At 71.6% G+C, this 19,109-nt stretch carries 18 protein-coding genes; 8 read left to right on the forward strand and 10 right to left on the reverse strand.

Annotation, left to right across the window (positions count from 1 at the left end):
- Window positions 1–84 precede the first annotated feature (84 nt).
- Entirely contained in the window at window positions 85–2,406 is a 2,322-nt protein-coding gene (locus ACZ7L0_RS00575; protein WP_471240171.1) for a GH92 family glycosyl hydrolase, read from the reverse strand.
- A 166-nt stretch (window positions 2,407–2,572) separates the two neighbouring features.
- On the opposite strand from ACZ7L0_RS00575, the gene ACZ7L0_RS00580 reads away from it, so the two are divergent.
- A complete protein-coding gene (locus tag ACZ7L0_RS00580) occupies window positions 2,573–2,950 on the forward strand; it encodes a cupin domain-containing protein (protein ID WP_471240172.1) in 378 nt (125 codons plus the stop codon).
- Between the two features lie 5 nt (window positions 2,951–2,955).
- Here the strand turns inward: ACZ7L0_RS00580 and glgC are convergent, their stop codons facing one another.
- From glgC to ACZ7L0_RS00595, 3 genes are read right to left on the reverse strand one after another with little or no spacing between them, the layout of a single operon-like run.
- Window positions 2,956–4,176, reverse strand: a complete 1,221-nt coding sequence (gene glgC / locus ACZ7L0_RS00585; RefSeq protein ID WP_471240173.1) for a glucose-1-phosphate adenylyltransferase — start codon at window positions 4,174–4,176, stop codon at window positions 2,956–2,958.
- 51 nt (window positions 4,177–4,227) lie between these two features.
- Window positions 4,228–5,379 carry a glycogen synthase gene (gene glgA, locus ACZ7L0_RS00590; protein ID WP_471240174.1) on the reverse strand — a complete coding sequence of 384 codons (1,152 nt, stop codon included), beginning with the start codon at window positions 5,377–5,379 and terminating at the stop codon, window positions 4,228–4,230.
- A 38-nt stretch (window positions 5,380–5,417) separates the two neighbouring features.
- Window positions 5,418–6,185 carry a (2Fe-2S)-binding protein gene (locus ACZ7L0_RS00595; protein ID WP_471240175.1) on the reverse strand — a complete coding sequence of 256 codons (768 nt, stop codon included), beginning with the start codon at window positions 6,183–6,185 and terminating at the stop codon, window positions 5,418–5,420.
- Between the two features lie 229 nt (window positions 6,186–6,414).
- Between ACZ7L0_RS00595 and ACZ7L0_RS00600 the strand changes: the two genes are divergently transcribed.
- Window positions 6,415–7,560 carry a DMT family transporter gene (locus tag ACZ7L0_RS00600; RefSeq protein WP_471240176.1) on the forward strand — a complete coding sequence of 382 codons (1,146 nt, stop codon included), beginning with the start codon at window positions 6,415–6,417 and terminating at the stop codon, window positions 7,558–7,560.
- Here ACZ7L0_RS00600 and ACZ7L0_RS00605 read toward each other — a convergent pair.
- Entirely contained in the window at window positions 7,550–8,767 is a 1,218-nt protein-coding gene (locus ACZ7L0_RS00605) for a transglycosylase family protein (protein ID WP_471240177.1), read from the reverse strand. The genes ACZ7L0_RS00600 and ACZ7L0_RS00605 overlap by 11 nt on opposite strands.
- 303 nt (window positions 8,768–9,070) lie before the next feature.
- On the opposite strand from ACZ7L0_RS00605, the gene gndA reads away from it, so the two are divergent.
- On the forward strand, window positions 9,071–10,510 hold the full coding sequence (gndA, locus tag ACZ7L0_RS00610) for an NADP-dependent phosphogluconate dehydrogenase (RefSeq protein WP_471240178.1): 1,440 nt from the start codon (window positions 9,071–9,073) through the stop codon (window positions 10,508–10,510).
- Between the two features lie 433 nt (window positions 10,511–10,943).
- Here gndA and ACZ7L0_RS00615 read toward each other — a convergent pair whose 3' ends face one another.
- Window positions 10,944–11,288: a GNAT family N-acetyltransferase gene (locus ACZ7L0_RS00615; RefSeq protein ID WP_471240179.1), complete on the reverse strand. Its 345-nt coding sequence runs from the start codon at window positions 11,286–11,288 to the stop codon at window positions 10,944–10,946.
- A 23-nt stretch (window positions 11,289–11,311) separates the two neighbouring features.
- Window positions 11,312–11,731 carry an aspartate 1-decarboxylase gene (gene panD, locus ACZ7L0_RS00620; protein WP_471240180.1) on the reverse strand — a complete coding sequence of 140 codons (420 nt, stop codon included), beginning with the start codon at window positions 11,729–11,731 and terminating at the stop codon, window positions 11,312–11,314.
- A gap of 357 nt (window positions 11,732–12,088) precedes the next feature.
- On the opposite strand from panD, the gene ACZ7L0_RS00625 reads away from it, so the two are divergent.
- Genes ACZ7L0_RS00625 through ACZ7L0_RS00635 form a run of 3 tightly spaced genes read left to right on the forward strand, consistent with a single transcriptional unit; the run spans window position 12,089 to window position 15,644 of the window.
- Window positions 12,089–12,613 carry a PadR family transcriptional regulator gene (locus ACZ7L0_RS00625; RefSeq protein ID WP_471240181.1) on the forward strand — a complete coding sequence of 175 codons (525 nt, stop codon included), beginning with the start codon at window positions 12,089–12,091 and terminating at the stop codon, window positions 12,611–12,613.
- Window positions 12,610–13,302 carry an ABC transporter ATP-binding protein gene (locus ACZ7L0_RS00630; protein WP_471240182.1) on the forward strand — a complete coding sequence of 231 codons (693 nt, stop codon included), beginning with the start codon at window positions 12,610–12,612 and terminating at the stop codon, window positions 13,300–13,302. The genes ACZ7L0_RS00625 and ACZ7L0_RS00630 overlap by 4 nt, the downstream gene beginning before the upstream one ends.
- Window positions 13,299–15,644 (forward strand): ABC transporter permease, encoded by a 2,346-nt coding sequence (locus ACZ7L0_RS00635; RefSeq protein ID WP_471240183.1) that lies wholly within the window; start codon window positions 13,299–13,301, stop codon window positions 15,642–15,644. Before ACZ7L0_RS00630 ends, ACZ7L0_RS00635 begins: the two co-directional genes overlap by 4 nt.
- Before the next feature lie 172 nt (window positions 15,645–15,816).
- Here ACZ7L0_RS00635 and ACZ7L0_RS00640 read toward each other — a convergent pair whose 3' ends face one another.
- The gene (locus ACZ7L0_RS00640; protein WP_471240184.1) at window positions 15,817–16,425 is read right to left on the reverse strand and encodes a TetR/AcrR family transcriptional regulator; all 609 of its coding nucleotides are present in this window, start codon (window positions 16,423–16,425) and stop codon (window positions 15,817–15,819) included.
- Window positions 16,426–16,619: 194 nt separating this feature from the next.
- Here ACZ7L0_RS00640 and ACZ7L0_RS00645 point away from each other — a divergent pair, with 194 nt between their 5' ends.
- Together ACZ7L0_RS00645 and ACZ7L0_RS00650 are read left to right on the forward strand one after the other, a co-directional pair.
- A complete protein-coding gene (locus ACZ7L0_RS00645; protein WP_471240185.1) occupies window positions 16,620–17,012 on the forward strand; it encodes an ester cyclase in 393 nt (130 codons plus the stop codon).
- Window positions 17,013–17,097: 85 nt separating this feature from the next.
- Complete coding sequence (locus ACZ7L0_RS00650) at window positions 17,098–17,784, forward strand: SDR family NAD(P)-dependent oxidoreductase (protein ID WP_471240186.1); 687 nt, start codon at window positions 17,098–17,100, stop codon at window positions 17,782–17,784.
- A 39-nt stretch (window positions 17,785–17,823) separates the two neighbouring features.
- Here ACZ7L0_RS00650 and rpmG read toward each other — a convergent pair whose 3' ends face one another.
- Both rpmG and ACZ7L0_RS00660 read right to left on the reverse strand, forming a co-directional pair.
- Entirely contained in the window at window positions 17,824–17,988 is a 165-nt protein-coding gene (gene rpmG / locus ACZ7L0_RS00655) for a 50S ribosomal protein L33 (protein ID WP_471240187.1), read from the reverse strand.
- Window positions 17,989–18,056: 68 nt separating this feature from the next.
- Window positions 18,057–19,088 carry an NAD(+)/NADH kinase gene (locus ACZ7L0_RS00660; protein WP_471240188.1) on the reverse strand — a complete coding sequence of 344 codons (1,032 nt, stop codon included), beginning with the start codon at window positions 19,086–19,088 and terminating at the stop codon, window positions 18,057–18,059.
- Between the last annotated feature and the right edge of the window lie 21 nt (window positions 19,089–19,109).

Here is a 19,109-nt window from a genome sequence, read left to right on the forward strand (position 1 = left end):
TCAAGTACGATCAGGCTACGCACAGTTAACAGCAGATTAAGTCCCGCCCCACCGAAGGGGGCGGGAGAGCCTGGACACCTGAGGTCACCTCAGCGCCGGGGGTGCCGCCTGGGGCGACGTACCCCACTCCGACGGGCGCGGGCCGACCGTGAACGCGAGCCTGCGCAGGGAGCGCAGCTCACGGTTGGTCAGGTACGTCCGCTCGTGGGGCGCCGCGTCCACGCGCACCCCCTGGACGTAGCGGTCGGCCGCCGAGGTGCCGGGCGCGGTGACCGTCAGCGTGCCGCCCGGCCAGTAGCGGCGGTCCAGAGTGAGGTCGACGCGGTCGAAGACGGGCGTGGTCAGACCCCAGGTGCCGTAGCCGGGCTGCACTGGGAAGATCCCGATCGACGACAGCACGTGCCAGGCCGACATCGTGCCGAGGTCGTCGTTGCCGGTGATGCCGGTCGGCGCGTCGGTGAACAGGGTGAGCGCGGCGTGCACCACGTCGGTGGTCTTCCAGGGCTGCCCGGTCGACAGGTAGGTGTACGGGGCGATGAGATCGGGCTCGTTCTGCGGGTTGTAGACGGCGGCGTTGTAGTAGGCGTACGGGTCGCCGTGCACCCACACCTCGCGCGCGGTGCGCGCCGGGTCGGCGAGCAGCAGGTCGTATGCGAAGAAGGCGTCGAGCCGGTCGTTGGCCGCGCGCTCACCGCCGAGCAGGCCGACCACGCCGGGCAGGTCCTGCGGCACCATCCACTGGTACTGCCAGGCCGTGCCCTCGTGGAAGCCGGCACCGCGGGCCGGGTCGGCCGGTCCCGTGAAGGCGCCGGAGGCGTCACGGGCGCGGAAGAAGCCGGTCGAGGGGTCGAAGACGTTCCGGTAGCCGCGGGACCGGGCGGCGTAGCGGGCCGCGTCCTCGTCGTGGCCGAGTCCGCGCGCCATCTGGGCGAGCATCGCGTCCGACAGGGCGTACTCCAGGGTGACGGAGGCGCCGTGGTCGTAGTCGGAGTCGCCCGCCTTGGTGTGCGGGCGGCCCTTGACGTAGGGGGCGAAGCCGTTCGCGAGGTACTCGGCGTTGGCCTCCCGGCCCACTCCGGGATAGCCGGCCGGGGGCACACCGTCGGCGTTCTTCCGCAGCGCGCGGTACGCCCGCTCCTCGTACCCGCCGAGCAGGCCCAGCTGGTAGGCGGTGGTCAGGAACGGGGTCACCGGGTCGCCGGTCATGATGTTCGTCTCGACCGGTCCGTAGCCCCACTTGGGCAGCCAGCCGCCGTCCTCGGCGACCTTGATCACCGAGATCGCCATGTCGCGGGCCTCGCGGGGCGCGAGCAGGGCGAGGAGCTGGCACTGGGTGCGGTAGGTGTCCCACAGCGACCAGTTCTGGTAGTACGTGAAGCCCCGGGCGCGGTGCACCCGCCGGTCCCAGCCGGTGTAGCGGCCGTCGGCGTCGCTGCCGATGTTGGGCGCTAGGAACGAGCGGTACAGGGACGAGTAGAAGGTGCGGCGCGCGGTCGCGTCGCCGCCGCGCACCCGGACGGCGCCGAGGCGGCGCTCCCAGGCCTGCCGGGCCCGGTCGCGGACGGCGTCGAAGGAGCGCCCGCCCTCGGCCCGCAGGTTGACCTCCGCGCCGCGGGCGTCGACGTACGACAGCGCGGTGGTCGCCTCCACGGTGCGGTCCCGGGTGGTGTCGAAGCGTACGTAGGCACCGCCGTGACCGGTGCGGGAGCCCGCCGTCACCGTGGCGCCGTCCCAGGTCCCGTACGCGGTGAAGGGCCGGGAGAAGCGGGTGAGCGTGTACACGGTGTACGGGCCGGTGTCCCGGCAGAAGCCGTGCCCGGTGATCTCGGTGCGCACGGTCCGGTCGTCGAGGATCTCCACGGCGCTGCCGCCCGGCTTGTGCAGCGCCCGCGCCGCGTTCAGCAGGACGTTGGCGTGGTCGGTGGCGGGAAAGGTGTAGCGCTGCACACCGGTGCGCTCGGTGGCCGTGAGCTCGGCCTCGATCCCGGAGTCCAGGCCGACCCGGTAGTAGCCGGGGCTCGCGCTCTCGTCCTCGTGGCGGAACCCGGCCGCGTACCGCGCGTGATCCGTCTCCGTCACCTCGCCCGTTGTCGGCAGCACGGGCAGGTCGCCGCCGATCCGGCAGCCGACACCCGAGAGGTGCACCAGGGAGAAACCCCGGATACGGCGGTGGGTGTGGTCGTAGCCGGTGTGGTGCCCGGTGTCGGGCGAGAGCTGCACCATGCCGAAGGGCACGGCCGCGCCGGGGAAGGTGTTGCCCTCGTTCTGGGTCCCGATGAAGGGGTTGACCAGGTCGGTGAGGTGCCCGTCGGACGGGTCGGCGGCCCGTGCGGCGGGGGTGGCGAGCAGCACGGACGCCGCCATCACCCCGGCCAGGCACAGCCGCGGGCGCCGGGTCCCTCTCATGTGACCTCCGCAGGATCGACATCGTTGTCCGCATCCTGCGGTCCCGGGGCCGCGAAGCCGGGGAGGCCGCGCGGATCGCGCGGAACGCGTCGCGCGCGAACAATGGAGGCAGCCACCCCTCGGCGGGAGGGAAGACGGCACCCTCAGCGGAAAGAAGGCGAGGACGATGCCGAAGGTTTCCAGGGACACGGCCACCCAGGGCGGCGACTACGGTTCGGTGGTCGACCACTCCGAGGACCTCGAGCCCTACACGGTGGACTTCCTGACGTTCCGGGAGGACGTCGACCACACCCCGCTGCTCCAGGGCCTGCCCGACCACCGCTGCCAGTGCCCGCACTGGGGGTACGTCCTCAAGGGCGAGCTCACCTTCCGCTACCCGGACCACGACGAGGTGTACCGCGGCGGTGAGGCCTTCTACGCCCCGCCCGGGCACGTGACCGTGCGCACCGAGCCGGGCAGCGAGTACGTCCGGTTCAGCCCGGCCGACGACCTGCGCCGCACCAGCGAGGTCACCATGACCCACTTCCCGCCGCTGACCGGCTGAGCCGGCTACGGCACCCGCTGCCCCTTGCCGAGCGCGATCACCCCGCCCTTGGAGACGGTGTACAGCTCCGCGTCCCGCTCCGGGTTGACGCCGATCGTCGCGCCGGGCGGCACCTCCACGTTCTTGTCGAGGACCGCCCCGCGCACCACGGCGCCCCGGCCTATGTGGACGTTGTCGTGCAGCACCGAGCCCTGGACGACCGCCCCCGGGTCGACCCGGACGCCCGGGGACAGCACGGACCGGGTGACCTGGCCGCGGACCAGGCAGCCCGCGCTGATGATGGACTCGCTCGCGATGCCGCCGGCGTTGAAGCGGGCGGGCGAGAGCTGGTACGAGTGGGTGTAGACGGGCCAGCTGCGGTTGTAGAGGTTGAAGGCGGGGCGCTCGGCGATCAGGTCCATATGGGCGTCGTAGTAGGCGTCGAGGGTGCCGACGTCCCGCCAGTAGCCCTGGTCGCGCAGGGTCTCGCCGGGGACGTGGTTGTCGCTGAAGTCGTACAGCTGTGCCTCGCCCCGGGCGGTGAGCTGGGGCAGGATCGAACCGCCCATGTCGTGCACGGAGTGCTCGTCCTCGGCGTCCCGCTGCAGCGCCTCGATCAGGGCCTTGGTGGTGAAGATGTAGTTGCCCATCGAGGCGAACACGGACTCCGGGTCGTCGGGCAGGCCCGGTGGGTCGGCGGGCTTCTCCAGGAAGCGCTCCACGATCCGCCCGTCCGAGCCCGGGGTGATCACGCCGAAGGAGGAGGACTCCCCGCGCGGGACCCTGATCCCGGCCACCGTCACCCCGGCACCGCCCTCGATGTGCTGGGCGAGCATCTGCCGCGGGTCCATCCGGTACACATGGTCGGCGCCGAAGACCGCGACGTACTCGGGCTGCTCGTCGTGCACGAGGTTGAGCGACTGCAGGATGGCGTCCGCGCTGCCCAGGTACCAGCGCGGGCCGAGCCGCTGCTGCGCCGGGACGGGGGTGACGTAGTTGCCGAGCAGACTGGACATCCGCCAGGTGGTGGTGATGTGCCGGTCCAGTGAGTGCGACTTGTACTGGGTCAGCACGCAGATGCGCAGGATGTCGCCGTTGACGAGGTTGGACAGCACGAAGTCGACGAGGCGGTAGGTGCCGCCGAAGGTGACCGCTGGTTTGGCGCGGTCGGCGGTCAGGGGCATCAGGCGTTTGCCCTCTCCGCCCGCCAGTACGATTCCGAGCACCGAAGGACCACCACGACGCATGGCCGCTCCCCTCACCCTGGTTGGAACCATGGTTGCCCCGAGCAGCGCGACCTAAGCCTGCTTGAGGATCTCCTCGTACAGCCGTACCGTCCGCCGAGCCACCGTGTCCCAGCCGAACTCGCCCAGCGCGCGCTCCCGTCCGGCCTCCCCCATCCGCCGGGCCGTCCCCGGGTCGCCCAGGACGGTGTCCAGCGCATGGGCGAGTGACGTCTCGAAGTCGTCGTCGGCCCCTACGAGGAGGCCGGTCACGCCGTCCTCGACGACCTCGGGGATGCCGCCGACCCGGGAGGCCACGACGGGCGTGCCGCAGGCCATCGCCTCCAGGTTGACGATGCCGAGCGGTTCGTACACCGAGGGGCAGACGAACACGGCGGCGTGCGTCAGGAGTTGGATCACCTCCGCGCGCGGCAGCATCTGCGGGATCCAGTGCACGCCCGCGCGGACGCGGCTGAGCTCCTGGAACAGGTCGCGGAACTCCCGGTCGATCTCCGGGGTGTCGGGCGCGCCCGCGCACAGCACGACCTGCGCCGCCGGGTCGATGTCCCGGACCGCGCGCAGTAGATGGGGCACGCCCTTCTGCCGGGTGATGCGGCCGACGAACAGGACATAGGGCCGGTCGGGGTCCAGGCCGACGCGGCGCAGCACGTCGGTGCCCGGGTCGGGCCGGTAGAGGGTGGTGTCGATGCCGTTGTGCACGACGTGCACCCGGGCCGGGTCCAGCGCCGGGTAGCAGGCCAGGATGTCCTCGCGCATGGCGCCCGAGACGGCGATCACCGCGTCGGCGGCCTCGACCGCGGTGCGCTCCGCCCAGCCGGACAGGGCGTATCCCCCGCCGAGTTGCTCGGCCTTCCAGGGGCGCAGCGGCTCCAGCGAGTGGGCGGTCAGCACGTGCGGGACGCCGTACAGGAGCTTGGCGACGTGGCCGGCGAGGTTGGCGTACCAGGTGTGGGAGTGGACGAGCTCGCGGCCCTCCAGGGCGGCGGCGATGGCCAGGTCCACGGAGAAGGTGCGCAGCGCGTCGTTGGTGCCGTCGAGCGCGGACCACGGCCGGTGGCGTACGACGCCGACCCCGCGGCCCTCCCCCCAGCAGTGCACCTCCAGGTCCACCAGGGGCCGCAACTCCCGGGCGAGGAACTCGACGTGGACGCCCGCTCCGCCGTACACGTCCGGGGGGTACTCCCGGGTCAGCAGTCCCACTCGCACCCGTAACTCCCTGCTCTCACGCGGCCGTCCCCCCATGGTCACCCAGATGTGGCGCGCGGGGAAGGGCGCGGCGGCCGTGGGAAGCAGCAGTCGCCGCAGATCCCGCCGCCCGGGACGCGGTAATAGAGGCAGCAGCTGCGGCGCCGGAAGGCGGTGCCGGTGAGGGTGCCGGTGGGCCTGAGCAGGGGGTGGGCGAAGAGGGCGGCGGTGAGGGCGCGGGCCCGGTCGGCCACGTCCGTCCGTCCGTTCGCGCGGGCCCACCGGTCCAGTTCGCGGCCGGCGCCGGCCAGCGCGGAGCCCCCGTTGCCCCACAACAGGCCCGCCGCGAGGCCGTGGCGGGCCCGCAGCGCGGCCGTCAGCGGTTCGAGGTGGCCGTGCAGCACCGCGCGCGCGAGCGTGCCGGGGTCGCCGGGATCGCCGGGCAGCGGGCGCACCCCGGTCAGCCACAGGTCGTCCGGGGCGGCGGCGCCGGCGTCCCAGCGCAGCAGGGCCGGGTCCAGGTCGGGGAGGCGGCGGTACAGGGCGGCGCAGCCGAGGGCCACGGACCACAGGCGCGCCGCGAGTGCCTGGTGGGCGATCGACGCGGCCACTCGCGGCTCGGGGGTGCCGAGCCGGCGGGCGACCGTTTCGACCCGGGAGACCAGGGCGTTCGGGCCTCCCTGCGACGCGGCGCCCGCGTAGGCTTGCGCGAGTGTCGGCGGGGCCGTCGGCGGCACGGCGGCGGGTGGAGCGGCGGGCGGCTCCGTACGCAGGACGAAGAAACCGCCGAGCGGGCGGAGCGCGGCGAGATCGGGGTCGAGGTCCACGGACGAGAGTAGTACCAGGGCCGGGGAAGGCCCGGCGGAGGCGGGCCTCCACCCCGTGTCGCCCACCTTGGGGATGAGGGGCCCCCACGCATACTCCATCGGCAGTAGGACCCATTGCGTGCTCAGGGACGACGACGGGAACAGATCGACCGGGCAGAGTGTTGGTCATGAAGGCCGACCGTTCGCCGCGCCGGGCCCCGGGCCCCCGCCCCTCGCAGAGGAGCCGCTGATGAGCGCCCTCGCGTTGTCCGTGCTGCTGTCGTTCGTCTCCGCCGTCGCCTACGCGGGCGGGGCGATCGTACAGGAGCAGGTCGCGCTGTCCTCCCCAGACGGCCAGTACGCGCCGCTGCGCCGGCCGACCTGGTGGGCGGCGCTCGCGCTGAACGGCCTCGGCGGACTGCTGCACGTCGTGGCGCTGGCCTACGGTCCCCTCAGCCTGGTGCAGCCGCTCGGCGCGCTGACCATAGTCTTCGCCCTGCCCATGGCCGCCCTGTTCGTCGGCCGCAGGGCCGGGGCGACCGCCTGGCGCGGCGCCGTGATGGCCACGGTCGGCCTCGCCGGTCTGCTCTCCCTGGTCGGCACGTCCGACGGCCACTCCCTCGCCACCGCCCAGCGGGCCGGCGTCGCGCTGGTCACCGGCGCGGCGGTCGTCGCGCTGATGATCGCCGGCCGGGCCGCGCACCGGCACCCGGCGGTGCGCAGCGTGCTGCTCGCCGTCGCGTCCGGCATAGCCTTCGGCATGTCGTCGGTGTTCACCAAGACCGTCGCGGTCGACTGGGCCGACGGGGTCTCGGCGGCGGACCTCCCCTCCCTCGCGGTGATCGGCGTCTTCGCCGTGGCCGGCGTGCTGCTGTCGCAGGCCGCCTACCGCGGCGGCGGCCTCACCGCGCCGCTGGCCACGCTGACGGTGGTGAACCCGGTGCTGGCCGCCGCGGTCGGCATCACGATGTTCGGCGAGACCTTCCGGTACGGCGCCACGGGCACCGCGCTCGCCCTGAGCTGCGGGGTGGTGGCGGCGGGCGGTCTGATCCTGCTGACCACGGAGCGGCTGGAGACCGCGCCGCGGGCCGGGCGTGCGGCGGTGCGGGAACCCGTGGTGGCGGGCCCCGCGCCGGAGACGGCCGCCGAGCCGGTCTCCCCCGAGCCCGCCTCCCCCACCGGGAAGCAGCCCCCCGCGCTGCCCCGGCAGCGTTCCGCCTCGGCACTTGAGGACGCGGCCCGCGCGGACGCCGTCCTGGCCGAGGTGGTGCTGGCGGACGCGGCCCTGGAGAACACCGTGCCGGATGACCTGGAGACCCTCGTCCCGATGCACTACACGGGGCCGTACGTACCTCTGCCGGTCTTCAGCCGGCACCGCACGCGGGTCAGATCCTGACGCCGCCGGCCCGGAGATAGGCGACCGGGTCGACGTCCGAACCGAAGCCGGGCCCCGTCCGCACCTCGAAGTGCAGATGCGGGCCCGTGACGTTTCCGGTGGACCCCGAGCGGCCTATGCGCTGGCCGGCGCTGACCACCTGCCCCGCCTTCACGGAGATGGCCGACAGGTGGGCGTACTGGGTGTAGCGGCCGTCGGTGTGCCGGATCACCACCTGGTAGCCGAACGAGCCGCCCCAGCCGGCGGCGACCACATGACCGCCCGCGACCGCCTTGACGGAGGTGCCGGTGGGCACGGGGAAGTCGACGCCGGTGTGGTAGCCCTTCGACCAGTGCGAGCCCGCCGCGTGGTACGGCGTGCCCATCGCTGCGCTGACGGGGGCGACCAGCGAGTGGCCGCCGCGGTCGGCCCGCTTCTCCGGCTTCCTCGTCTCGGCCTTCTTGCTCTCCGCCTTCCTCGTCTCCGCCTTCTTCGCCGGGGACTTGGCCGGTGTGTGCGTGGCCGGGGAGACCGATCCGCCCCGCACGGCCAGCCGTTGCCCCGGGATGATCAGGTCGGGGTCCTGTCCGACGGTACTGCGGTTGGCCTCGTACAGCCCACGCCAGCCGCCCCGGACGTGCTGGTCGTCGGCGATCCCGGAGAGCGTGTCGCCGTGCACCACCGTGTACATCTCGGCCTTGCCGGCCCGGGACTGGGGAGTGGTCTGCGGCTGTACATCCCGTACGGAACTCTTGGCGGAACTCGCGGCCGCCCCCTCGGCGGAGCTCTTGGCGGAGCTCTTCAAGGGCCGGTCGGCGGCGCTCGCCGGGTGTATGTCGGGGGCGCCGCCGTCCCGGGTCAGTCCGGCCCGCACCGAGCACACCGGCCAGGCGCCGGGCCCCTGCCCGTCGAGGACTTTCTCGGCGACGGCGATCTGCTGGTCCCTGGTGGCCAGGTCGGCCCGCGGCGCGTACCGGGTGCCGCCGTAGGCCTCCCAGGTGGACTGGGTGAACTGCAGGCCGCCGTAGAAGCCGTTGCCCGTGTTGATGCCCCAGTCGCCGCTGGACTCGCAGGCGGCGACCTCGTTCCAGGTGGACGCGTCGGCCGCGTCGGCGGTGCCGGCCGCGACGAGCGGGAGGGCGAGGCCCGCGCCGCCCGCCGTGACGGTCAGTGAGGCGCGGTTGATCCTGTTCGGCTGATACCGGCGGTGCCGGCCGCGTACGGCCATGTCTGAAGCCCCCTCGCCATGCGTCAGGAGGGGCAAAAGTAAGCGGCGCGAACAGGCCATGACAAGACGGTAAATCGGCCGCCTGGGCGGTCAAGTGGCCAGGAACCGTCCCCCCTTGACCGGTCCGGCCGGGGCCCACTGAGGCATGCGACCCCTCCCGTGCGTAAACAAGCCTGTGGGACCCGGATGTGCGGTGGCCGTACCGGCACGTCAGGATGGTCTGAACGGCCATACTGACGGGCACGGACGACACCACCCCATACCGGATCCACACGACCTTCCGGACTTTTAGGAGCAGGCGGTATGAGCACTTCAGCCCAGATCGGCGTCACGGGACTCGCGGTCATGGGCCGCAATCTCGCCCGGAACTTCGCGCGCAACGGCTACACGGTCGCGGTGCACAACCGGACCTCCTCGCGCACGCACGCCCTGGTGGAGGAGTTCGGACACGAGGGCGACTTCATCGCGGCCGAGACCGCCAAGGAGTTCGTGGCGGCGCTGGAACGGCCGCGCCGCCTGGTCATCATGGTCAAGGCCGGTGACCCGACGGACGCGGTGATCCAGGAGTTCGCCCCGCTCCTGGAGCCCGGCGACATGATCATCGACGGCGGCAACGCGCACTTCGCCGACACCCGGCGCCGCGAGCGGGACCTGCGCGAGCAGGGCATCCACTTCGTCGGCATGGGCGTCTCCGGCGGCGAGGAGGGCGCGCTGCACGGGCCGAGCATCATGCCGGGCGGCCCGAAGGAGTCCTACGACTCGCTCGGACCGATGCTGGAGAAGATCTCGGCGAAGGCGGCGGACGGGGCGCCCTGTGTGACGCACGTCGGTCCGGACGGCGCCGGGCATTTCGTGAAGATGGTGCACAACGGCATCGAGTACGCCGACATGCAGCTGATCGGCGAGGCCTACCAGCTGCTGCGCGACGTCGCCGGGTACACCCCCGCGCAGATCGCGGACATCTTCCGGACGTGGAACACCGGGCGGCTCGACTCCTACCTCATCGAGATCACCGCCGAGGTGCTGTCCCACGTGGACGCCGAGACCGGCAAGCCGTTCGTGGACGTGGTGGTGGACCAGGCCGAGCAGAAGGGCACCGGCCGCTGGACGGTCCAGATCGCGCTCGACCTCGGTGTCCCGGTCTCCGGCATCGCGGAGGCGGTCTTCGCCCGCTCCCTCTCCGGCCACGCGGCGCTGCGGGAGGCCTCGCGGGGCCTGGCCGGGCCGAAGCCCGCCGCGCTGAGCGAGTCGGAGGCCGGGGCCTTCGCGGACCGGGTGGAGCAGGCGCTGTACGCCTCGAAGATCGTGTCGTACACGCAGGGCTTCCACGAGATCGCGGCGGGCAGCGAGGAGTACGACTGGGACATCGACCTCGGCGCGGTCTCCGCGATCTGGCGCGGTGGCTGCATCATCCGGGCGGCGTTCCTGGACCGCATCCGTGCCGCCTACGACACCCGGCCCGACCTGCCGAGCCTGCTGTCGGACGAGACGTTCGCGCAGGAGATCGCGGCGGCCCAGGACGACTGGCGCGAGGTGCTCGTCGCCGCCACCCGGCAGGGCGTGGCCACCCCCGGCTTCGCCGCCGCCCTCGCCTACTACGACGCCCTGCGCGCCGACCGCCTGCCCGCCGCGCTCACCCAGGGGCAGCGGGACTTCTTCGGCGCGCACACCTACCGGCGGGTCGACCAGGACGGGTCCTTCCACACGCTGTGGGGCGGCGACCGGTCCGAGGTGTCCGCGTAACGGCTGGTACGACGAGGTGGGCGGCCCGGACGGCCGCCCACCGTCTCCCGCGGGTTCAACTCAGGGGCGGTCCCGGCTCAGGGTTCGGTACTGGCTCCGGACCCGGCGGGATCGGGGACGGAGAGGGCTCCGGCGGCCCGCCCGGCTCGGGCGGCGGCTGGGGCACCGGCCCCGGGGGCGGCCCGGGGACCGGGGGCGGCCCGGGGGCGGGGGGCGGCTCAGGGGGCGGAACCGGGTTCGGGGGCGGTTCCCGGTGCTGGGGATCCGGTCCCGGCGTCGGTCCGGGCCGGACCGGTTCGGGGTACGGGGTGGTCATGGTGTCCTCCGGCCAGTCACTCGACATCGGCTCTGGACTACTCCCCCACCTACCCGGCCCCCGCTCGGCCACTCACCCGTCGGGCTTATCGAACAGACAGACGCGGTGGCGTGTTCCTCAGAACCGCCCCGGGTGTGCCACCAGCCAGTCCTTCGCGGCGCGCAGCAGTTCCGGGGCGGGCGCCGGAGCGGCCTCGGGGTGCCGCTCGGCCCACTTGACGACGTACGGGCACAGCGGGGCCACCGGGATGCCCTCGCGCTCGGCGATCGTGTACAGCTCGCGGGCGAGGGAGCCGGCGATGCCCTTCCCCTCGTGCGCCGGTTCGACGATCGTGTGCACGGGGACGAGCGCGCGCTCGGGGGCGTCGAGCACGAAGTACTCGATACGGCCGACGACTTCACCGCCGGCCACCGCCTCCAGGCGCCCCGCCGCCCGGTCGTCGCGGATCTCGATGTCGCTCATGGGCACGCTCCTGGTGGCGTCGGTCAGGCCGACACGGCCTGCGGGCTGCGCCGCTGGTCCGAGCCCGGCACCGGTTCGGACGGGTCGGCGCCGAGGGCCACGATCCGGTTGTCGCGGTCGACGTGGACGATCCGCGGCTCCAGCGCCCGCGCCTCGGCGTCTGTCACCTGAGCGTAGCTGATGATGATCACCAGATCACCGGGATGGACGAGATGGGCGGCGGCCCCGTTGATCCCCACGACCCCCGACCCGCGCTCACCCTCGATGACGTACGTCTCCAGACGGGCGCCGTTGGTGATGTCGACGATGTGCACGAGCTCGCCGGGCAGCAGGTCCGCCGCGTCGAGGAGATCGGCGTCGATGGTCACCGATCCCACGTAGTGCAGGTCGGCCTGGGTGACGGTGGCTCGGTGGATCTTGGACTTGAACAGAGTACGCAGCACTTTGGACTCCTGGAAGACGGCTCCCTGCCTGCTTTGTGCAGGTCAAAGGCGTCCTTCACTGTACACCGGCACGCCTTCCAGCCGAAGGCCTTGCAGAACATCGTGCGCCTCGGCGAGCAGGCTTCTCACCCGACTCACCTGATGCGTCATCAGACAGGTCGGCAAAGTTTCCCGGGCGAACACCGTCGCAGCGCCCGTCCACGGGCCCCGCCATGGGCCGGGCGGTTCGGGATCGGCCCGTTTCGGGATCACGACAAGGGGCGCCTTCCCTCCCTCACCTGCACGGACGCACACCCCGCCACGAGCTACACACTCGGCGTATACATGCTGCGTATACACGATGTGTATAGTGTGCCCATGTCCATCGGTCACACCCTTTTAGGGCTCCTGGAGTCCGGCCCGCGACACGGTTACGACCTGAAACGGGCCTTCGACGAGACGTTCGGTCACGACCGGCCGCTGCACTACGGCCAGGTCTACTCGACGATGTCCCGGCTGCTGAAGAACGGCCTCGTCGAAGTCGACGGGATCGAGGCCGGCGGCGGGCCCGAGCGCAAGCGCTACGCGATCACCGACGCCGGCATCACCGACGTGGAGCAGTGGCTCGCGACCCCGCAGAAGCCGGAGGAGTACCTCCAGTCGGCCCTCTACACCAAGGTCGTCCTCGCGCTGCTCACCCACCGGGACGCCGCCGACATCCTGGACACCCAACGCTCCGAGCACCTGCGCAGCATGCGCATCCTGACCGACCGCAAGCGCGAGGGCGATCTGGCGGACCAGCTGATCTGCGACCACGCCCTCTTCCACCTGGAGGCGGACCTGCGCTGGCTGGAGCTGACCGCCGCCCGACTCGACAAACTCCGTGAGGCCGTAACCCCATGACGACTTCTCCCCCTGGTTCCCTGCTCGCCGCGCAGGACCTGCGCAAGACCTACGGGCACACCCACGCCCTCGACGGCGCCGAGTTCTCCATCCACCCCGGCGAAGTCGTCGCCGTCATGGGCCCCTCCGGCTCCGGCAAGTCGACGCTGCTGCACTGCCTCGCGGGCATCCTGCCGCCCGACTCCGGGTCGATCACCTACAACGGGCGCGAGGTGACGACGATGAGCGACGCCCAGCGCAGCGCGCTGCGCCGCTCCGAGTTCGGCTTCGTGTTCCAGTTCGGGCAGCTCGTACCGGAACTGACCTGCGTGGAGAACGTCGCCCTGCCGCTCAGGCTGAACCGCACCTCCCGCAAGGAAGCCGAGCGGGCGGCGCTCGGCTGGATGGAACGCCTGGAGGTCGACGACCTGTTGGACAAGCGGCCCGGCGAGGTCTCCGGCGGCCAGGGCCAGCGCGTCGCCGTGGCACGCGCGCTGGTCACCGGCCCCCGGGTGCTGTTCGCCGACGAACCGACCGGCGCGCTCGACTCCTCCAACGGCGAGCGCGTGATGGAACTGCTCACCGAAGCGGCCCGCTCCACCAACGCCGCCGTCGTCCTCGTCACCCACGAGACACGGGTGGCCGCCTACTCCGACCGCGAGATCGTCGTACGCGACGGCAAGTCCCGGGACATGGAGCGCACCATATGAGTCCGCGGCAGTGGTCCAGAGACCTGGCCATGGGGGCCCGGTTCGCCGTCACCGGCGGCCGCGAGGGCTGGGTCCGCATGACGTTGACAGCGGTCGGCGTCGGTCTCGGCGTGGCCCTGCTCCTGTTGTGCACCGCGATGCCCAACGTGTTCGCCTCCCGCAGCAAGGTGGAGGACGCCCGCTACGCCGACATGTATTCCCGGACGGTCCCGCCCAAGGCCGACAACACTCTCCTGATCGCCGACGCCGACACCACCTGGCACGACGACGACATCCAGGGCCGGTTCGTCGAACCCGAGGGCAGGCGGGCGCCGCTGCCCCCGGGGGTCGACCGCTTCCCGGACAAGGGCGAGATGGTGGTCTCCCCCGCGCTCAAGGACCTGCTGGACTCGGACGACGCGAAACTGCTGCGGGAGCGCCTGCCGTACAAGATCACCGGCACGATCGGCGAGAGCGGGCTGATCGGCTCGCACGAACTGGCCTACTACGCGGGCGCCTCGGGGCTGAAGCTCACGGACTCCTCCCTGGTGACGCGGCTGGCCAAGTTCGGCAAACCGGACGCGACGACCGAGAAGACCGACCCGGTGCTGCTGCTCATGGTCTTGGTCGTGTTCGTGGTGCTGCTGACGCCGGTCGCCGTGTTCATCGCCGCCGCCGTCCGCTTCGGCGGCGAACGCCGCGACCGCCGCCTCGCCGCGCTGCGCCTGGTCGGCTCCGACCGGGGGATGACCCGGCGGATCGCGGCGGGCGAGGCGCTGGCCGGAGCCCTGCTCGGCCTGGCCGTGGGCACCGGCTTCTTCCTGCTCGGCCGCCAGAGGCTGGGCACCGGCGAGTTGCTGGGCGTGAGCGTCTGGCCCCGCTACCTCGACCCCGCTCCCGCGCTCGCCGCGCTGGTCGCGGTGGCGGTGCCGGTCGCCGCGGTGCTGGTCACGCTGCTCGCGATGCGCGGCGTGGTCGTCGAACCCCTCGGTGTCGTGCGCGCCGCCAAGCAGAGCCGCCGCCGGCTGTGGTGGCGGCTGCTGCCGACTCTGGCCGGCCTCGGGATGCTCTACCCGATGATCGGCCAAGGCCGCAAGAACGGAAACTTCAACCAGTACCTCGTCATCGGCGGCGTCCTGATGTTGCTGATCGGCATCACCGCCCTGCTGCCCTGGGTCGTGGAGGCGGTCGTCGCCCGGCTCGGCAAGGGCCCGCTGTCCTGGCAGCTGGCCGTGCGACGGCTGCAGCTGAGCAGCGGCACTGCCGCCCGCATGGTCAACGGCATCGCCGTGGCGGTGGCCGGGGCCATCGCGCTGCAGATGCTCTTCACGGGAACGCAGAGCCAGTACACCGAGAGCACCGGCCAGGACCCCGGCCGGGTCCAGATGCAGGTCGACTTCAGCGGCCCCAAGCCGCTGCCCGGCATCGAGCGCGAATTCACCGGCACCAAGGGGGTCCGGGCCGCGGTGGCCCTGGCCCGGACCCAGTACGGGGACGCACGTCGCGACCCGGAGAACAGCAACGGCCTGACCGTGGGCGACTGCGCCGCCCTGCGCGAACTCGCCACATTGCCCTCCTGCAAGGACGGTGACGTGTTCATCACGCGAACGCGGAGCGGCTACTCGGACCCCAGCAACGCATCCGAAATCGCCCTGGTGAAGCCCGGTCGGCAGCTCTACATCGACCCGTCGTACGACGGCGCCGAACGCGGCCTCGAGGTGCCCTGGACCGTTCCGGCGAACATCCGCGCGGTGAACGCGCGCAAGGACTCACTGCAGGACTACACCAGTCTGCTGGTCACCCCCGCCGCCCTGCCCCGCAAGGCCGCGCCCGCGGTGTTCTCGGACGGTGTCTACCTGCGTCTGGACCCCTCGGTGCCGGACTCACGGGAGTACGTACGCAACGTCGCCGCCCGCGTCGACCCCCTGGCACAAACCTTCGGCTGGTCGGCGACCCAGGAGGACGCCAAGTACACCTCCATCCGCACCGGCCTGTTCGTCGGCTCCGCCTTCGTGCTGGCACTGATCGGAGCGAGCCTGCTGGTCTCCCAGCTGGAACAGCTGCGCGAACGCAGGAAGCTGCTCTCCGCGCTGGTCGCCTTCGGCACCCGGCGCCACACACTCAGCCTGTCCGTCCTGTGGCAGACAGCCCTCCCGGTCGGACTCGGTCTCGCGTTGGCCACGACGGTGGGCGTCACCCTCGGCGCGGTACTGCTGAAGATGACCCGTACACCGGTGACCATGGACTGGGCGAGCGTGCTCACCATGACCGGCGTGGGCGCGGCCGTGGTCGGCGTGGTCACGCTGCTCAGCCTGCCGCCGCTACTGCGCATGATGCGCCCGGCGGGCCTGCGCACGGAATAACCCCGCACACATCCCATGAAGTGGGCTCCTCCCACCAGGAGGAGCCCACCCCCGCACGCAGGCAAGCCCGGTCGGCGTCAGCCCAGTCACCGTCAGGGTGCCCTCGGTGCACAGCAGGATCCTCAGTCTCGCTTCGTCGGGAGGCGCGGTTGGCATCGGCCGCGCCTTGGCCTCAGGAGGGCGGCCAGTTGCGCAGGGCGGCGTCGGCCAGTTCCTGGAGTTCGTCGCGGCTGACACCGCTGGCGGCTTGTACGGCGATGCCGTAGGCGAAGGTGGTGAGGTAGCGGGCCAGTAGCCCCGGATCGGTCTGCGGAGGCAGGTCGCCGTCGTCGACGGCTCGCTGGAACCGCTCCCGGATGCGGGAGTAGCCGGTGTTGCGCCAGGCGACGAGGAGGGCACGGACTTCCTGGCCGGAGTCGCTGGTGGTCAGGGCGCCCTGGACGCCCAGGCACCCGTGGGGATTGGCCGGGCGGGTGGTGGTTCGGACGGTGCCGGCCAGGATCGCGGTGGCGACGTCGAGTGCGGTCGGCTCCTCCAGGGCACGGGGCAGGTAGGCGCTCGGGCCTTCGGTGTAGCGCTCCAGGGCCTTGCGGAACAGCTCTTCCTTGTTGCCGAAGGCTGCGTACATGCTGGTGGTGGAGATGCCCATCGCGTTCGTCAGGCAGGCCGTACTGGCCCCCTCGTAGCCGTGCTTCCAGAAGACCAGCATGGCGCGCTCGAGAGCTTCGTCGGCGTCGAATCCTCGCGGTCGGCCGATCGGGCTGCTCCGTTTCCTCTCCACTCCCGCAGTCTACCGCTTCTGCAGCGATCGCTGCAGAAGTGCTAACGTTCAACTTCCGCAGCGATCGCTGCAGAAGTCTAGGGGCACCGTCGCTTCAGCAATGGCTGGCACGGCGAGGCCGTGGAGGGCGTCGCGTGTCATCGACATCCGGTTGCAGCTCCGATCGGGAACTGCCCCACAGAAGGGTCGTCTTCATGTCCGACGGTCATCTGCACGCGTTCTACCTGCGGTACATCGAGGCGCTCAACGCCCACGAGTTCGACGGTATGGACGAGTTCATCAACGACCGGACCACCTTGAACGGCGAGCCGGCCACCCGGGACGACCTCATCGCGGTTCAGAAGCATGACGTGGACGCGGTTCCGGACCTCCACTGGGAGCTGAAGGAACTGCTTTTCGACGGTGACCGTCTCGCCGCGCGTCTGGTCAACACCGGTACTCCGGTGAAGGAGTGGCTCGGTGTTGCTCCCACCGGCGCCTCGTTCGAGATCGTCGAGTACGCCATCTACCAGGTCCGCGACGGGCGGTTCGTGCACATGACCGCCCTGCACGACGCCGGCGAACTCCTCCGGCAGCTGGCCGGCTGACCTCCCGGATCAGCGACAGCGACGCAAAGAACAGTCCGGGCACCGACAACGGCCCACTCGGGCCACATCACTCGTGGGGATACACATGACCATCACACTGATCACCGGGGCCAACAAGGGAATCGGCTTCGAGACAGCCAGACAGCTTCTGGCGTTGGGCCACGTCGTCTACATCGGCGCGCGTGATGTCGAGCGAGGCGAGAAGGCAGCGGCGGCGCTCGGCGCACGATTCGTGCAGCTCGACGTGACCGACGACGCATCGGTGAGCAGCGCGCTGGCGACGATCGACTCGGCCGAGGGCCGGCTCGACGTCCTGGTGAACAACGCGGGCATCTTGGGGGACGGAGTCACCGACGGTCCGACGGCTCTTCGGGCCTTCGACACCAACGCGGTGGGAATCGTGCGCGTCACGGAGGCGGCGCTTCCCCTGCTGCGTAAATCCTCGAACCCGACCGTGGTCACCGTTTCGAGCAGTGCCGGGTCGTTCTGGGCGGTGACCAATCCGGACCGGCCGGAGTTCAACCTGCCGTTGGCTCTCTACTCCGCCTCGAAGTCCGCGGCCACCATGCTCACGGTCCAGTACGCCAAGTCCCAGCCGGGCATCAAGTTCAACGCGGTCGAGCCCGGCACCACCGCGACCGACCTGACCGCGGCATTCGGAATCGGAAGGGCGCCGGAGGAGAGCGCCAGGGTCGTCGTGCGTCTCGCGACTCTCGACGCGGACGGCCCGACAGGAACCTTCCAGGACGAAAACGGGGAAGTGCCCTGGTAGGCGTCCGTCTGTTCGGGTGAACGGCCCTGGCGGCCTGCCTCAGCGTTCCTCGCGGAACGGGACGTGCTGCCCGACCACGGGGTCGTACTTGCGCAGGACGAGCCGGTCGGGGTCGTTGAGACGGTTCTTGCGCGTCACGTAGGTGACACCGGTACCGGCGGTCGACCTCAGCCTGACGACCGGGCGGGCGGTGGTGCGTGCCATGGGGTCCTTCCTTCCCTCACACCCAGGTTCGACTGGGCATGTCCCCTCCAACCAGCGGGCCGGGGCAATCATTCCCGTACGTCGTCGGGGACCGGGCCGGTGGGCCTGAACAGGGGTGCCGCCTCGCCGTCCGCGGCCGTGGCCGGGGCGTCGGTGAGCCGCATGCGCCCGCGCAGCCGCCCGTAGAAGTCGGCGGGGGCGAGCCGGACCAGGCGCAGCGGCTCGGGCGCAGCGGTCACCCCGATCCAGTCGCCGGGGTCGAGGATGCCCCGTGGCTGCCCGTCGACGCTCACCGCGGCACGGCCGGAGTGGGGCAGCACCCGCAGGGCGATCGCCTCGTCCGCGCCCGCGACCACCGTGCGGTTGAAGGTCATGTGCGGGGCCACGGGGGTGAAGATCACCGCTCGCATCCGGGGGGAGAGCACGGGTCCCCCGGCGGCGAAGCTGTAGGCGGTCGAGCCCGTCGGGGTGGCGATGATGACGCCGTCGGCCGAGTACGAGGCCAGCAGCCGTCCGGCGATGTAGACGCCCACACTGACCTGGCGGTCCCGTGCCAGCTTCTCCACCACGACGTCGTTCAGCGCGGTGACGTCCAGCGGGATCCCCCAGATGTCGTCCTCGGGGAGGTCGGTCCGTGGCCGCGGCGGCGGCAGGGCGGGTCCCCGCCCGTAGCAGAGGATCTCCTCCATGTCGGTGGGCACCTCCAGCATCTTCGACGCCCGCATCGTGAGGGTCATGCGCTCTTCGCAGGCGGACCTCCCGGCGTGCACGGCGTCCAGCGCCCGCTCCACGTCGGCGACCGGGGTCTCGGTCAGGAAGCCGACCTTGCCCAGGTCGACGCCCAGCACCTGGACGTTGTTCTTCGCGGCGATGCGCGCTCCTCGCAGGAAGGTGCCGTCCCCGCCGAGGGTCACGATGAGGTCGGGGCTGCCCGCGGCCCGCGCCTCCTCGCGGGCGCTGCGGCGGCTTCCCTGGTGCCACACGTCGATGTCGACGCAGTCGATACCGTGCCGTGCGGCCCACTGACGCACGGTCCGTGCCCCTGACACCGCCTCGGGACGGCCTGCGTGCACGACGAGTCCGAGCCGGCTGATCGGCATGTCATCTCCCAGGCTGCCGTC

Source organism: Streptomyces sp. NPDC039424 (assembly GCF_055639495.1).